This window comes from Stenotrophomonas sp. YJH_SMC_40, from assembly GCF_059368615.1.
In genome coordinates this window covers 265,069-279,284 of the sequence record NZ_JCAFRX010000006.1, presented here as the reverse complement: position 1 = coordinate 279,284, position 14,216 = coordinate 265,069, and the positions used below count along the sequence as shown (strand labels likewise).

Sequence of the window (14,216 nt, the reverse complement as noted above, 5' to 3'; positions counted from 1 at the left end):
CCGGCCAGCGGCCGGCACTACCGTTACGCGGCGCGTCGCAGGGTTTCGGTCAGCGACTCGATGCTGGCGGCCTTCGGTTTGACCAGCCAGAACTTGCCGATGTAATCGCGGAACTCGTCCAGGATCTGCTGCGCCCAGATGCTGCCGGTCAGCTCGCGGTGGCGGCCGATCAGGCGGTGCAGGTGCTGGCGGTAGTTCTCGAAGCCCTCGGCGGAGACGCGATGGATGTCGATCAGCTCGTGGTTGTAGCGGTCGACGAAATCGCGGTCCACGTCCAGCACGTAGGCCAGGCCGCCGGTGAAGCCGGCACCGAAGTTCAGGCCGACCTTGCCCAGTACCAGCACCACGCCATCGGTCATGTATTCGCAGCAGTGGTCACCGGCGCCTTCCACCACCGCCAGCGCGCCGGAATTGCGCACCGCGAAACGTTCGCCGGCACGACCGGCAGCGAACAGCTCGCCCCCGGTGGCGCCATACAGGCAGGTGTTGCCGATGATCGCAGTGCTGCGTGCCTCGAAACGGGCACCACGCGGCGGGCGCACCACCAAGCGGCCGCCGGCCATGCCCTTGCCGACGTAGTCGTTGGCTTCACCCTCCACTTCCAGGTGCAGGCCACCGACATTGAAGGCACCAAAGCTCTGCCCGGCGCTGCCGCGGAAGCGCAGTTCCAGCGGTGCCTCGGCCATGCCCTGGTTGCCGTGCGCGCGTGCCACCGCACCGGCCAGCCGGGTGCCGATGCTGCGGTCGGTGTTGTGGATCAGGAACCGATGCTCGCCACCGCGCTTGTGCTCGATGGCCGGCGCCAGCAGGCCATCCATCTGCGTGGCCAGGCTGTCCGGCGATTCGTACAGCCGCTGCGCGGCGCAGTGGCTGCCCTCGTAGCGGCTGTCGGCCAGCAGGCGCGACAGGTCCACGCGCACGCCGTCGCGCGGCGCAGCATCGATCTGGCGCAGCAGGTCGGTACGGCCGACGATCTCTTCCAGCGAGCGCGCGCCCAGGTAGGACAGCCAACCGCGCACTTCCTCGGCCAGCAGCCGGAAGAAGTTCTCCACGCGCTCAGGCTGGCCGGTGAAGTGGTTCTCGCGCAGGCGCTCGTCCTGGGTGGCCACGCCGGTGGCGCAGTTGTTGAGGTGGCAGATACGCAGGTACTTGCAGCCCAGCACGATCATCGGCGCGGTGCCGAAGCCGAAGCTGTCCGCGCCCAGCAGCGCGGCCTTGACCACGTCCAGGCCGGTCTTCAGGCCACCATCGGTCTGCAGCAGGGTGCGCCCGCGCAGGTCGTTCGCCAGCAGCGCCTGGTGCGCTTCGGCCACGCCCAGTTCCCACGGCACGCCGGCATAGCGGATCGAACTGACCGGCGAGGCTCCGGTGCCACCGTCGTGGCCGGAGATGGTGATCAGGTCCGCACCGGCCTTGACCACGCCGGCGGCGATCGTGCCCACGCCGGCATGGCTGACCAGCTTTACCGACACCAGCGCGGTCGGGTTGACCTGCTTGAGGTCGTAGATCAGCTGGGCCAGGTCTTCGATCGAATAGATGTCGTGGTGCGGCGGCGGCGAGATCAGGCCGATCCCGGGCCGGGCATAGCGCAGGCGCGCGATCAGTTCGTTCACCTTGTGGCCCGGCAGCTGGCCGCCCTCGCCGGGCTTGGCGCCCTGCGCGACCTTGATCTGCAGCACTTCGGCGTTGACCAGGTACTCAGCGGTGACGCCGAAGCGGCCCGAGGCGACCTGCTTGATCTTGCTGCGCTTTGCGGTGCCATAGCGGGCGGGATCCTCACCGCCTTCGCCGGAATTGCTGCGGCCGCCGAGGCGGTTCATGGCAATGGCCAATGCTTCATGTGCTTCCGGCGACAGTGCGCCCAGGCTGATCGCCGCGGTATCGAAGCGCGGGAACAGGGTACTGGCCGGAGCCACCTCGTCCAGCGCTACCGGCGTGGCCGCCGGCACCAGTTCCAGCAGGTCGCGCAGCGCCGACGGCGGCCGTGCATGCACGGCATCGCAGTACTGCTGCCAGGCACGCGGGTCACCGCTGCGCGCCGCGCGCTGCAGGGTGGTGACCACGTCCGGGTTGTACATGTGGTACTCGCCGCCGTGCACGTACTTCAGCAGGCCGCCCACGTCCACGTCCTGCTGCGCGTCCCAGGCCTGCGCGCACAGCTCGCGTGCGTCGGCATCCAGGCGCGCGAAGCCAGCGCCACCGATGCGCGAGGCCGTATCCGGGAAGCACAGGTCCACCACTTCCGGTTCCAGGCCGATGATCTCGAACAGCTGCGCGCCGCGGTAGCTGGCCACGGTACAGATGCCCATCTTCGAGATGATCTTCGACAGGCCCTTGTAGACACCCTTGCGGTAGCGGCGGCCGATCTGCGACTGCTCACCGCCCTTGCTCAGCTTGAGGATGCCACGGCGGCCCAGGTCGAACAGGGTCTGGTAGGCCAGGTACGGGTATACCGCGGTGGCACCGAAGCCGAGCAGGCAGGCCATGTGGTGCGGGTCGCGCGCGGTGCCGGTCTCGACGATGAGATTCACGTCGCAGCGCAGGCCCAGCCGCGACAGGTGGTGGTGGATGGCACTGGTGGCCAGCAGCGCGTGCACCATCGGCCGCCCGGCCACCGGGTAGCGGTCGGACAGCAGCAGCATCACCATGCCATCGCGCGCGGCCTGTTCGGCTTCGCTGCAGATGCGCTCGATGCCGGCGCGCAGGCCCTCGTCCTCGCTGTAGGACAGGTCGAGCAGACGGTTGGCCTGCACGTACTGCTCCATCTTCAGCAGCTGGCGCAGCTTGCGCTGGCTCAGCACCGGCGAGTTGAGGATGACGTGGTTCACCGTCTCCGGGCCGGCATGGAAGATGTTGGTCTCCTTGCCGAGCTGGGTGGACAGGGACATCGCGCAGTCTTCGCGCAGCGGATCGATCGGCGGGTTGGTGACCTGCGCGAAGGCCTGGCGGAAATAGTCGTACAGCGGGCGGCTGCGCTGGCTCAGCACGGCCATCGGCGTGTCATCGCCCATCGAGCCAGTGGCTTCCTGCTCGGTCTCGGCCAGCGGCCGCAGCACCTGCTCCACTTCCTCGCTGCTGAGCTGGTAGAGCTTGTGGTAGCTGCGCAGGGTCGCTTCGTCGAACGGCTCTTCCACCAGCGACGGGTCGATCAGTTCGGTCTGCAGGTAGGTCACGCCCTGCTGCAGCCACTGCTTGTACGGCGCACGGCCACGGTTGATGCGGTCCACCGCGTCGGAGTCGAGCAGGTCGCCGCGCTTGAGGTCGATCGCGATCATCTCGCCGGGGCCGAGCTTGCCCTTGCGCACCACGCGCTCGGTCGGCACTTCCCACACGCCGGCCTCGGAGGCGACCAGGAAGTGGCGGTCGGCGGTCAGCATCCAGCGCGCCGGGCGCAGGCCGTTGCGGTCGAGGGTGCAGACGGCGTAGCGGCTGTCGCAGGCAACGATGCCGGCCGGGCCATCCCACGGCTCGCTGTTGAGGCCGTGGAACTCGTAGAACGCGGCCAGGTCCGGGTCCTTGAACTCCAGCGACTGGGTGGCGGGCGGCACCAGGATGCGCAGCGCCTGGATCAGCTCCATGCCACCGGCGACCATCAGCTCCAGCATGTTGTCCAGGCTCTGCGAATCCGAACCGTGCATGGAGATGACCGGGTCGAATTCACCAATATCGAAGCGCGGCGTCTTCCACACCTTGCTGCGCGCCTGCGCCCAGCGACGATTGCCCTCGATGGTGTTGATCTCGCCGTTGTGGGCGAGCATGCGGAACGGGTGGGCGAGCGGCCAGCGCGGCAGCGTGTTGGTCGAGAAGCGCTGGTGGAACACGATCGCGCTGGAGGCCAGCTCGCGGCGCTGCAGGTCCGGGAAGAAGCGGCTGAGCTTGTCCGGCAGCACCATGCCCTTGTAGCTGATCGCATCCGGGGTGAGGGTGGCGACGTAGAAGTCGGCGTGTTCGCGCAGCTGCTGTTCGCTGCGGCGACGGGCCAGGAACAGCGCCAGTGCGAAGCCGGCATCATCCTGGCCAACCCCGGCATCGACGAACACCTGCTCGATGCGCGGCAGCGTGTCGCGCGCCAGTTGGCCGCAGACGCTGTCGTCGGTCGGTACCTCGCGCCAGCCAGCGACCTTGCAGCCCACCGCTTCCACCTGCGCCTGCAGCTGCGCGCGGCAGGCCTGCGCCGCGTCGGCGTCATGCGGCAGGAATACCAGGCCGGCGGCGAAACGCGCGGCGGTGGTGATGCCGGCTTCGCTGGCCAGCAGTTTCAGGAACGCATCGGGGCGGCGCAGCAGCAGGCCGCAGCCATCACCGGTCAGGCCATCGGCGGCGACACCGCCACGGTGGGTCATGCGCGAAAGCGCGGCGATGGCGGTATCAACCAACAGGCGCGATGGTTGATCGTCGAGCTGGGCGACCATGCCAAATCCACAGGCATCGCGCTCGGAGCGCGGGTCGTAAAGCCCTTGGCGGTTGCGGGGGGCCATCTCTACCTCGATGCGTATAGGGTTGGCGGCGACACTCGTCCCCGCTCATTCCCTGGAGCGCATCGTGAGGCCACCGGATGCCTCGACTAGATCACAGGTTGCTGCAACGCCGCAATACACGGTTGCAGGTGCAACGGAACGCGCCGGCAACCCAGTGCCGGCGCGGGGTCGAACTCAGCCGCAGCGCACGCCGCTGACGGCGCCCTTGTCGTCCACTTCGATGTTCAGGCGGTCGCCGAGGAACTCCATCGTGGCCACATCATTGGGCTTGAGCACGCGCACCTGGCTGGCACCTGCATCTTCCTGTGCCTGCTTGCCGAGGGCATCGGTGTAGGCCTGGCCGACCAGGCTCTGTACCTGGCTGGCATCGCAGGTGCCGACCGGCGGAGCCTCGGTGGCCTTGCCGGCGTCGTCGGCCGGCGCCTTGGCTGCTTCGGCGGCCTGCTGGGCGTGGGCGGTGGCCGAATCCTGTTCATCCAGCGCCGGTGCCTGGCAGGCGGTCAGGGCCAGCACGGCCGGCAGCAACAGGGCGGAGAGCGAACGGGCGCGAATCGGGAACGACATCATGACTCCGGAAGGGGTTGTGAAGACCCGAGCATAGCGGCGAACCGGCCCTCACGTGTTTGTCTTGTGTTATCGACAGGATCGCGGCATGGCGACGGCGACACTGGAGACATGCCAACTCCCTCCACCCCCGAACGACAGGCAGCGCGCGCGGCCGGCCTGCGCTATGTCGACGACACCCAGCCGGGCATCAGCCGGCGCCGCGCCGGCAAGGGCTTCAGCTACCGCGATGCTGATGGCCACGCGATACGCGACGCCACCACCCTGCAACGCATCCGCGCACTGGCGATCCCACCGGCCTACACCGCGGTGTGGATCTGCGCCCATGCCAACGGCCACCTGCAGGCCACCGGTCGTGATGCGCGCGGTCGCAAGCAGTACCGTTACCACCCCGATTGGGCCAGGGAGCGCGATGCCGGCAAGTTCGACCGCATCATCGCCTTTGGCGAGGCGTTGCCTACGCTGCGGCGGCGGCTGTCGCGGGATCTCAAGCGCCACGGTTTCCCGAAGGAAAAGGTGCTGGCCATGGTGGTCGCGCTGTTGGCGGACACGCTGGTGCGGGTCGGCAATGAGACCTATGTGCAGCAGAACCGTTCGTTTGGACTGACCACACTGCGAAACCGGCATCTGGAGCTGCTGCGCGGTGGCCGCGTGCGCATGCGCTTCCGTGGCAAGTCCGGGCAGCTGCAGGAGGTCACCGTGGGCGACCGCAGGCTGGGGCTGCTGGTGCGGCGCCTGCAGCAGCTGCCGGGGCAGGCGCTGTTCCAGTACCGCGATGACGACGGTGCGCTGCAGCCGGTCGACTCCGGCGCGGTGAACGACTACCTGCGCGAGGTGATGGGCGAGGACTTCACTGCCAAGGATTTCCGCACCTGGGGCGGGACGGTTGCGGCGGTGCAGGCGTTTGCCGCCACCGAACTGCCGGAACCGGCCAGCCAGCGCGCGCTGGCGCAGGCGCAGCGTGCGGTGGTGTGCGAAGTGGCGTCGCTGTTGGGCAATACCCCGGCGGTGTGCCGCAAGGCCTATATCGACCCCTGCGTGTTCGCCGGCTGGGAGCGCGGCGAACTGGCCACGCTCGCCGGCCTGCGTGGGCCGCGCCAGTGGGAACAGGCGACCCTGCGCGTGCTGCGCAGGGCGCGCCGGCTCAGCCGCAGTAGATCGCGGTGATGTTGTTGATACGGCCCTTTTCGATGGTCAGGCGGTCGCCGCCTTCGCTGGCCGGCGGCACCCGCGGGCCGTCGTGGCGCAGTACCCGTACGTGCAGGCTGTCGCTGTCCACCCGTGCGCGTGCGACGGTGGCGTCCGACGCGGCCAGACCAAGTGCGCCGCGCACCCTGTCGCTGTGGCACTGGCCGGAAATCACACCGTCGATCGGCTGTACCTGGGCCACCGGTGTGCTGCTGCAGGCGGCGAGGGCAAAGCAGACGGCGGCGGTGGCGATGGCGTGTTTCATGGAGGCGCTCCTTGTGTGATTGCGTGCAGGGTGCGACGGCGCACGTGGTGGCGGAATGAATGCCGTGCACATCATGGACACGGCGCGCTCACTGCCGCCAACAGCAGGGGTGGAGACACTGCAGGAGCGGCGGATGCCGCCCCCGGTACTGCGGCGCATGCGCCCGGTAGTGCCGGCCGCTGGCCGGCAATCCCATTCCCCCCCGAGGAGACCTGCATGGCCACCACCAGGAAAACCCCCGCCCGCCGCAAAGCCTCACCCAAGGTGCGCAAAGGCAGCACTGCAACCAGGACCATCGCCGACCCCGATCGCCCGCGCGTGGTGAAGACTGCAACCCGCAAGGCCGCCGCCAGCGATCCCCGCGCCGCCCGCGTTGCGGCACGGCAGCGGCGCCTGCAGGACCAGGAGAAGGCCAAGGACGCCCGCGCGGCCAAGAAGGCAACCAAGAAGGCAACAAAGAAGACCGCGACCCAGGCCGGAGCACGACGCCAGCCGGAGGCGATGCCGGCGCAGCAGCTGGCCAAGCCCGGGCACGAACACGAACTGGAGCTGGCGCCGCGTTTCCTTGCACCCGACTACACCGGCAGCGGCAAACTGCAGGGCATGCGTGCGATCGTCACCGGTGGCGATTCCGGCATCGGCCGCGCGGTGGCGGTGCTGTTCGCACGTGAAGGTGCCGACGTGGCCGTGCTGCACCTGGACGAGGCCGAGGACGCGGACATCACCCGCCAGCACGTGGAGCGCGAAGGCGGTCGCTGCGTGGTGATCGCCGGTGACGTGCGCGATCCGCGCTTCTGCGACAAAGCGGTGAAGCAGGTGGCCAAGGCGTTCGGCGGCATCGATATCCTGGTCAACAACGCCGCGTTCCAGCTGCACTGCGAGCGGCTGGAAGACCTGGAAGACGCGCACCTGCAGGAGACCCTGCAGACCAACATCGGCGGGTACATCCAGATGGCGCGCGCGGTGCTGCCGCATCTGGGCGAGGGCGCCAGCATCATCAACACCGGTTCGGAAACGGGAATCTTCGGCAGCAAGGCGCTGATCGATTACTCGGCGACCAAGGGCGCGATCCACGCGTTCACCAAATCGCTGGCCAGCCAGCTGCTGCCGCGCGGCATCCGGGTCAACTGCGTGGCGCCGGGGCCGGTATGGACGCCGCTCAACCCGGCCGACAAGCCGGCGCAGGACGTGGCGGAATTTGGCAAGGACAGCGACATGGGCCGGCCTGCACAGCCCGAGGAACTGTCGCCGGCCTACGTGTTCCTGGCCTCGCCGGCCTGTGCCAGTTACATCAGCGGGGTGATCCTGCCGGTGATGGGCGGGCCACGAGGGTGAACAGCACTACGGCGTGGCGTCTGCTGAACGGGGCTTCGCGCAGGTGTGTGGCGTGTGTCAACGGCTGCGCCGGTGCGGTGGGGTAGGCTGGACTCCCATACCGATCACGTTCAGGGAAAGATCATGCCGGAGATGGATATCAACGCAGCGGCCGATGAAGTCGTCGCCCTGTTGCGGCAGAACGATGCCCGTGGCGCGGCCGCCCGCCTGGAGGCCCTGCACAACGGCCAGCGTGCGGTGGTGCAGGAATCGCTGGATCGCTACATCGCGGCGCGGGGCGCCACCGAGCTTGAGGCGCTGCGACGGAGCGGTGGCGTATCCGCCACCGACGCGGCCACGGTCAACCCGATGCTGGATCGCCTGAGCGACGCGACGCGCCCACCGCGCATGCCCGACGCCGCGGAGACTGCGGGCCTGAGCCAGGCCCAGCAGTACGACGTGTATGGCAGCATCGTGGCCCAGCGCGGCAACGCCGCGGCGAACGATGCGATGGCCACGCAGGATCGCGTGGTGCTGGGGCTGCGCGACGAGAACCGCACCACCGAGGCGCGAGGGCGTGGTGTCTACGACGACCGCATCGTGGTGCTGTGGAAGGATGCGCAGGGCCACGGCCATGTGCGCGAGTTCAACCAGGCCACGACAGAACCGACCGCCCAGTACGACGGACACGCCAAGACCACGCCACGCAGCCCTGGCTTCGGCAACGTGGCGCCGCGTACCAAGACCGAGGGCGAGGACGTCAACGGCGACCGGGTCAAGGATCTTGGACGGTTGGGCGAAGGCACCACCGAGATGCGCGCGACCACGCATCCGCGCAACGGCCATCCCGATGAATTCGCGTTGCGCCCTTCGCAGGCGGCCATCACCGCCGGCGCTGGACGGGTGGAGCGCGACAGCAATGGCGATGGCTGGTTCGATGCGCGCGATACCCAGGGCGTGCAGGACCTCAACGACACCTTCAAGATCCATCGTGGCAGCCGGTCCAATACCGATTCGGCGGGCTGCCAGACCATCGGCGGCGGTGAGTACGACGACTTCGTGGCGACGGTACGCGGCACCCCCGGGCAGAACCGCTGGCAGTATGTGCTGACCTCGGTTGCGCCGGGCCAGGCGCGCGGGCTGGGACAGGACACGCCGCTCGCGGCCAATGACGATCCCCGGCAGCCGCAGCATCGCGACCATGCCCTGCAGCAGCAGATCAGCACGCACCTGCAGGCCTTGGGCGGGCGCTACGCCGAGCACGCCGATGACTACAGCCTGGTGATGCTGCGCGAAGCGAAGGCCGCAGGCATCACCCGGGTCGACCAGATCGTGGCCAGCAATCCCAGTGGCGGCCGCGCTGCGGGTGAGACACTGTTCCTGGTGCAGGGCAGTCCGGGCGATCCGGCGGCCGTGCGCGCAGGCGTCAACGCAGCCGAGGTGCGCGAGACTGCGGTGGAAACCAGCCTGCGCCAGCTGCAGCAGCAAGCGCGCGAACAGGGTGCGCCCGTGCCCGCGCCGGCACAGCAGCACGAAGCACCCGCGATGGGAGGACGTTGAAGGATGGTCCGTCTACCCTTGATGTCCGGTTTGCCGTGGGTGTTGCTGCTGGCGTGCAGCGCATGCGCACCCGCCGGGGAGCACACCGTGCCGGTCGCACCCGCTGCGAAGCCTGAGGCGAAACCGGAGACCTTGCCTGCGCAGGCAGGACCCACTGAACGCGGATTGCCTGCGTTACCGGAAGCTTCCGGCAGCGCCCATTCCGGCGGCCGCTACGCTGCGCTGCCCGAACCGGCCAGGCGGGTGCTGGCGCAGTTGAAGTGCAACGTGGAGAGTGCCGGCAATGCGCAGGTGCTTTCCATTCCCGCGCAGGGTGGCCAGCAGGATTTCATGGTCACCGATCGCAGCGGACCGCGTTTCCGCTACTGGATGCGCTCGTTCTCCAGCAGTGGCGGTACCACCGGGTATCTCGTGCAGCTGCAGGACTGCCCAGCAACCACCACGGGCATGCGCGCCTACATCGCGCAGGGAGCCGCACCGCTGCAGGATGTCACCGCGTCGTTGCTGGCGCAGGTCGAGCTGCCTGATGCGGCGACGATGACGGCTTACCAGGACAGGGGCGCGGGCGATCTGTTCGCCTTCATCGGGCAGCTGGACAAGGTGCCGGTGGTGCGCTGGGTGGCCGAAGCCGACCCCGAGCAGCCATTGGCCGACGCTGCGCGCAGCTTCGACCATGGCAATGCCATCCACGGCGGTTTCCTGCGCTGGAACCAGGATCACTTCGAAGTGGCCAGGACCGTGCCGGCCGGGCTATGGCCCTGCGATGACAGCCCGTTATTGCCGTGCAGGGGCGACCCGTTCGTGACTGGGCGTTGAGGCATCGCGCGCATAGAAATCGGCAATGCGTGGAATGAACTGCTGCGGATTGGCACCGACAAGATTGGTCAGCACCACCACCGCCACGCCGCGCTCGGGATAGACCACGAACGCCGAGCGCGCACCGCCGATACCGGCCACCTGAAGGTCGGGCGATGCGCGCAGTACCGGCCAGCCCCCCGCCCACGGGCCGGCACGGCCATCCGCCAGGCGCTCCGCGCTCCACATCCGCCGCAGGGCGGTCTCCGGCAGCAGGCGGCCTTCGGTCAGCGCGACCAGCCAGCGCGCGGTGTCGTCGGCGGTGGTGAGGATGCCGCCACCGGCCCACAGCGAAGGCGGTATGTCGTAGAACCAGTGCGACAGGCGGGACGGTGCATCCGCAGCGTCGGTGGCACGCGGGGCCAGGCTGTACATCGTCGCCGCATCGGGAATCAGGTCGTAGCTGTCGCCGAAGGTGGTGCGGGCCATGCGCGCGCTGCTGAACTGGCCGGTGGCGAGGAAACGTTCGTAGGGCATGCCGGATTGCTTCGCGATGATCCGTGCCAGCAGTACGTAGTTGGTCTGGTTGTAGGCGAAGCGCTGCCCGGGTTCGGCTTCGAGCGGCTGCGCAGTGACGGCCGCCCACGCCTGCGCTTCCGAGCCACCGCCCAGCAGTCCCTTCGCATCAAGGATGTCGGGAAGGCCGGAGGTATGCGCCAGCAGCTGGTGTACGCGTACGTCTCTCCACGCTGGCGGAAGGTCATCCAGGTAGCGCGAGGCCGGTGCGTCCAGATCCAGCTGCCCCTGCTGGGCCAGTTGCGCGGCCGCCACGCCGGTGAACGCCTTGGTGGCCGAATTGAGCGGGAAACGGGTGTCGCGCGAGGCAAGCACACCGTTCTCCACGTTGGCCAGCCCGTAGGCCTCGGACAACACGGTCTGCCCGTCCTTGACCACCGCGATCTGCAATCCCGGGATGCGCTGCTCCAGCATGATCTGGCGGATCAGGCGGCGGGTCTGGTCGTTGGCCTGGTCCTGGCTGGCAGAGACGGCGGCGAAGGGCAGTGCACTGATGAGCATGAGCAGGACTCGGAGCATTGGGCGGGACATGCGGAATTCCAGCGGGGCGTTGCGGATCGGATGCAGCGGGCGGGTCAAAGGTTTAAGCGCTCGGTGGTGCCTACCGTTCGTCGGCCCATGACTTCCGGGGGGTTGACTACAGTTGTCGTCAAGCTGACAGTGACGACACGTGTAGTCAAGGGAGTGGTGTCATGCGTGGCAAGACCATCGGGGACCAGGAACTGGCCCTGCTGCAGTACATCGATGAACATGCGCCGGCCAGCGTCGGCGAGGTCGCCAGTGGCTACGGCGAGGCCCGCGGCCTGGCCCGTTCCACCGTGCTGACGATGATGGAGCGGCTGCGGGCGAAGGGGTATCTTCAGCGCCGGCAGCAGGACGGCGTCTACCGCTACCAGGCCACCCGTGGCCCGCAGAGCGTGCTGCAGGGTGCCGTGGCCCAGTTCGTCGACAACACCCTGCAGGGCTCGGTGTCGCCGTTCGTGGCCTACCTGTCGCAGCGCCAGCAGGTCAGCGACAACGAACTGGCCGAGCTGGAAGCGCTGGTCGCCCAACTCCAATCGCGTCGCCACGAGGGCTGAGCCATGGACACCACGATGCTGATTCCGATGCTGGAACGGTTGGGCTGGACCAGCCTGCAGACCGTGCTGCTGGTGGCGCTGGTGTACGGCCTGTGCCGCGCGCTGCCGTCGCTGTCGGCGGCGACCCGCTGCCGCCTGTGGTGGCTGGTCTCGCTGCAGGCCGTGCTCGGCCTGTTCTGGAGCCAGCCGTTGCAGTTGGCCTGGCTGCCGGCGCCGCAGGCGGTGGCGATGACCGCGACCGACGTGGCCGCTGACATCGTCTACCCGCTGGCCCCGGAGGCCTCTGCGCAGTTGCTGGCCGCGATGCCGCTGCCCACGGCCGAAGTACCGGCAGTTGCATGGTGGGCGGTCGCACTGTCCGCGCTGTGGCTGTCCGGCGTGCTGGTGATGGCGCTGCGCACCTTCGGTGAGTGGCGCCGCTGCCGCGCACTGCTGGCTGCGGCGTATCCCTGCGAGGACGAGGCGCTGGTGCAGGCCCTGCAGCTGGCCTCCGATGCCCACGGCGTGCGCCGTGCGCCGCGGCTGTGGATGAGCACGCAGGTGGACGCACCGCAGCTGGTCGGGCCGTTCCGCCCGGTGCTGCTGCTGCCGGCCGGCGACAACGTCCTGCAGGGCGATGCGCTGGACCTGGCACTGACCCACGAACTGCAGCACCTGCAGCGCCGTGACCTGCAATGGGGCCTGCTGCCCGCGCTGGCCCAGCACCTGTTCTTCTTCCACCCGCTGCTGCGCCTGTCGGTGCGCGAATACGCGCAGGCCCGCGAGGAAGCCGTGGATGCGGCGGTGGTCGGCCAACATGGCGCCAGCCGCCAGGCCTATGGCCGCCTGTTGCTGCAGCTGGGCGTGGCCCCGCAGCCGCATCTGGGCGTGGCCAGCGCCGCACCGAGCACCACCAGCCTCAAGCGTCGCCTGCTTTCGCTGCAGTCGCACCGGTCCTGCCCGCGTCTGCTGGCGGTGGCGCTGACCGCTGTGGTGGTGGTGGTGGGCGTGGCGCCGATGCGGCTGGTCGCAGCGCCGGTGCCGCCGGCCCCGCCGGCCCCGCCCGCACCTCCGGCCGCCCCGAAGGCCGTGGTGCCGCCCCCGCCGAAGGCTCCGGAAGCCCCGCCCGCACCAGCCTCGGCCGCGCGCGTTCCGGCCGAGCCGGTGGCTCCCGCACCGCCCGCAGAACCGGCCGATATGGAAGAACCCTCCGGTCCTGACGATGCCGATGTGGCCGATGTCGACGATGCCGCTGGCATGGATGAGGACCATGACGGCACGACCACCACCTCCTCCATCACGACCTACGGTCGCCTCGATCTGGGCAAGTCGCCCCGGGAGGCCTTCGTGCTGGTCGATGGTGATTCGACCTTCGCCAACGGCGGCATGGACGATGTGATGGTGGCCCGCAGGCAGCTCGGCAAGGGCCCGGCGCTGTGGTTCCGCCAGGGCGACAAGCGCTATGTGGTGCGCGACCGGATGTTGATCCAGTCGCTGCAGCGCGCCTATGCCGGTGCGGCGGACCTTGGTCGCCAGCAGAGCGAACTGGGCCGCCAGCAGAGTGCGCTGGGCCGCCAGCAGGGCGACCTGGGCAAGCAGATGGGTGAGATGGGGCGTCTGCAGGGTGAAGAGGCGCGCCGCCTGGCACTGGCCGCAGCGGAGGCCGCGCGCAGTGCGATGGCCGCGCATGACATCAACCGCGAAGCGGCGGCCGAAGCGGCGAAGGCGGCGCGGGGCGCGACCAACGACGCGGCGGTTGCACGTGAGGCCGCACGTGAGGCTGCCGCCGAGGCGCGTCGTGCGATGCAGGAAGTGGACAACGAAACCGCGCGTGCCAGCCGCACCCGCGCCATGCAGCGCCTGGCCAGCCAGCAGTCTGAACTGGCCAGCCGCCAGGCGGCGCTGGGCAGCCAACAGGCCGCGTTGGGCGAGCGCCAGGCACGCGTGCACGCGCAGGCATCGCAGCAGGCGCAGCAGGTGATCGCGCGCGCACTGGCCAGTGGCAAGGCCGAGCGACTCTGATCGGTAGTGCCGGCCGCTGGCCGGCAATGGGGGGTGCCGGCAAGCGGCCGGCACTACCCTGGGAACATCAACCGCAGCTGGCGCGCTCGATGCGGTTCTGCGCATCCACCTGCACGGTCACGCGGTCCTGGCGGAAGTCCATGGTCACCGCCATGCCCGGCTTGACCACCCGTGCATTGCGCGCGCCGCTGTCAGCCACCAGTTTCTTGATCGTGGCTTCGTCGGCGGTCCTGCCGGTGAAGGCGTCCAGCGCCTCCGGTTTGCATTCGTGCGCGGCATCGGCCACGGGCGCTGGCGCGGGATCATGGGAGGTGCTGCTGCCGGCATGACTGCAGGCGGCCAAGGGCAGGATGGCGAGCAGGACCAGGGGATTGAGGCGCATCGTCGGGCTCCAGG

The 14,216-nt window shown here is 69.1% G+C and carries 11 protein-coding genes; 6 read left to right on the top strand and 5 right to left on the bottom strand.

What is annotated here, in order from left to right; translation table 11 throughout:
* Window positions 1–23: 23 nt before the first annotated feature.
* Together gltB and AC5P6X_RS13750 are read right to left on the bottom strand one after the other, a co-directional pair.
* Window positions 24–4,478 carry a glutamate synthase large subunit gene (gene gltB, locus AC5P6X_RS13755; protein WP_049449747.1) on the bottom strand — a complete coding sequence of 1,485 codons (4,455 nt, stop codon included), beginning with the start codon at window positions 4,476–4,478 and terminating at the stop codon, window positions 24–26.
* Window positions 4,479–4,652: 174 nt separating this feature from the next.
* Window positions 4,653–5,042 carry an I78 family peptidase inhibitor gene (locus tag AC5P6X_RS13750; RefSeq protein ID WP_005407509.1) on the bottom strand — a complete coding sequence of 130 codons (390 nt, stop codon included), beginning with the start codon at window positions 5,040–5,042 and terminating at the stop codon, window positions 4,653–4,655.
* A 111-nt stretch (window positions 5,043–5,153) separates the two neighbouring features.
* Here AC5P6X_RS13750 and AC5P6X_RS13745 point away from each other — a divergent pair, with 111 nt between their 5' ends.
* Window positions 5,154–6,209 (top strand): DNA topoisomerase IB, encoded by a 1,056-nt coding sequence (locus AC5P6X_RS13745; protein ID WP_322533714.1) that lies wholly within the window; start codon window positions 5,154–5,156, stop codon window positions 6,207–6,209.
* Here the strand turns inward: AC5P6X_RS13745 and AC5P6X_RS13740 are convergent.
* Window positions 6,187–6,495: a hypothetical protein gene (locus AC5P6X_RS13740; protein WP_495215504.1), complete on the bottom strand. Its 309-nt coding sequence runs from the start codon at window positions 6,493–6,495 to the stop codon at window positions 6,187–6,189. The genes AC5P6X_RS13745 and AC5P6X_RS13740 overlap by 23 nt on opposite strands.
* A 216-nt stretch (window positions 6,496–6,711) precedes the next feature.
* Between AC5P6X_RS13740 and AC5P6X_RS13735 the strand changes: the two genes are divergently transcribed.
* The 3 genes from AC5P6X_RS13735 (at window position 6,712) to AC5P6X_RS13725 (ending at window position 10,185) form a co-directional block, all read left to right on the top strand.
* Window positions 6,712–7,830, top strand: a complete 1,119-nt coding sequence (locus AC5P6X_RS13735) for an SDR family oxidoreductase (protein WP_005411829.1) — start codon at window positions 6,712–6,714, stop codon at window positions 7,828–7,830.
* Window positions 7,831–7,953: 123 nt separating this feature from the next.
* Window positions 7,954–9,369 carry an XVIPCD domain-containing protein gene (locus AC5P6X_RS13730; protein ID WP_088437003.1) on the top strand — a complete coding sequence of 472 codons (1,416 nt, stop codon included), beginning with the start codon at window positions 7,954–7,956 and terminating at the stop codon, window positions 9,367–9,369.
* A 165-nt stretch (window positions 9,370–9,534) separates the two neighbouring features.
* Window positions 9,535–10,185, top strand: coding sequence for a hypothetical protein (locus tag AC5P6X_RS13725; protein ID WP_234411870.1), 651 nt, complete (start codon window positions 9,535–9,537; stop codon window positions 10,183–10,185).
* Here AC5P6X_RS13725 and AC5P6X_RS13720 read toward each other — a convergent pair.
* Window positions 10,144–11,241: a serine hydrolase domain-containing protein gene (locus AC5P6X_RS13720; RefSeq protein WP_088437008.1), complete on the bottom strand. Its 1,098-nt coding sequence runs from the start codon at window positions 11,239–11,241 to the stop codon at window positions 10,144–10,146. The genes AC5P6X_RS13725 and AC5P6X_RS13720 overlap by 42 nt on opposite strands.
* A gap of 191 nt (window positions 11,242–11,432) precedes the next feature.
* On the opposite strand from AC5P6X_RS13720, the gene AC5P6X_RS13715 reads away from it, so the two are divergent.
* Together AC5P6X_RS13715 and AC5P6X_RS13710 are read left to right on the top strand one after the other, a co-directional pair.
* Window positions 11,433–11,819, top strand: a complete 387-nt coding sequence (locus AC5P6X_RS13715; protein ID WP_019661969.1) for a BlaI/MecI/CopY family transcriptional regulator — start codon at window positions 11,433–11,435, stop codon at window positions 11,817–11,819.
* A gap of 3 nt (window positions 11,820–11,822) precedes the next feature.
* Window positions 11,823–13,820 (top strand): M56 family metallopeptidase, encoded by a 1,998-nt coding sequence (locus tag AC5P6X_RS13710; RefSeq protein WP_088437001.1) that lies wholly within the window; start codon window positions 11,823–11,825, stop codon window positions 13,818–13,820.
* 67 nt (window positions 13,821–13,887) lie between these two features.
* Here the strand turns inward: AC5P6X_RS13710 and AC5P6X_RS13705 are convergent, their stop codons facing one another.
* On the bottom strand, window positions 13,888–14,202 hold the full coding sequence (locus tag AC5P6X_RS13705) for an I78 family peptidase inhibitor (RefSeq protein WP_012478704.1): 315 nt from the start codon (window positions 14,200–14,202) through the stop codon (window positions 13,888–13,890).
* Window positions 14,203–14,216 lie beyond the last annotated feature (14 nt).

Bases quoted from the DNA above. Each gene is read 5' to 3' on its own strand.
- gltB (WP_049449747.1), bottom strand. From the start codon at position 4,478: ATGGCCCCCCGCAACCGCCAAGGGCTTTACGACCCGCGCTCCGAGCGC.
- AC5P6X_RS13750 (WP_005407509.1), bottom strand. From the start codon at position 5,042: ATGTCGTTCCCGATTCGCGCCCGTTCGCTCTCCGCCCTGTTGCTGCCG.
- AC5P6X_RS13745 (WP_322533714.1), top strand. From the start codon at position 5,154: ATGCCAACTCCCTCCACCCCCGAACGACAGGCAGCGCGCGCGGCCGGC.
- AC5P6X_RS13740 (WP_495215504.1), bottom strand. From the start codon at position 6,495: ATGAAACACGCCATCGCCACCGCCGCCGTCTGCTTTGCCCTCGCCGCC.
- AC5P6X_RS13735 (WP_005411829.1), top strand. From the start codon at position 6,712: ATGGCCACCACCAGGAAAACCCCCGCCCGCCGCAAAGCCTCACCCAAG.
- AC5P6X_RS13730 (WP_088437003.1), top strand. From the start codon at position 7,954: ATGCCGGAGATGGATATCAACGCAGCGGCCGATGAAGTCGTCGCCCTG.
- AC5P6X_RS13720 (WP_088437008.1), bottom strand. From the start codon at position 11,241: ATGCTCATCAGTGCACTGCCCTTCGCCGCCGTCTCTGCCAGCCAGGAC.
- AC5P6X_RS13715 (WP_019661969.1), top strand. From the start codon at position 11,433: ATGCGTGGCAAGACCATCGGGGACCAGGAACTGGCCCTGCTGCAGTAC.
- AC5P6X_RS13710 (WP_088437001.1), top strand. From the start codon at position 11,823: ATGGACACCACGATGCTGATTCCGATGCTGGAACGGTTGGGCTGGACC.
- AC5P6X_RS13705 (WP_012478704.1), bottom strand. From the start codon at position 14,202: ATGCGCCTCAATCCCCTGGTCCTGCTCGCCATCCTGCCCTTGGCCGCC.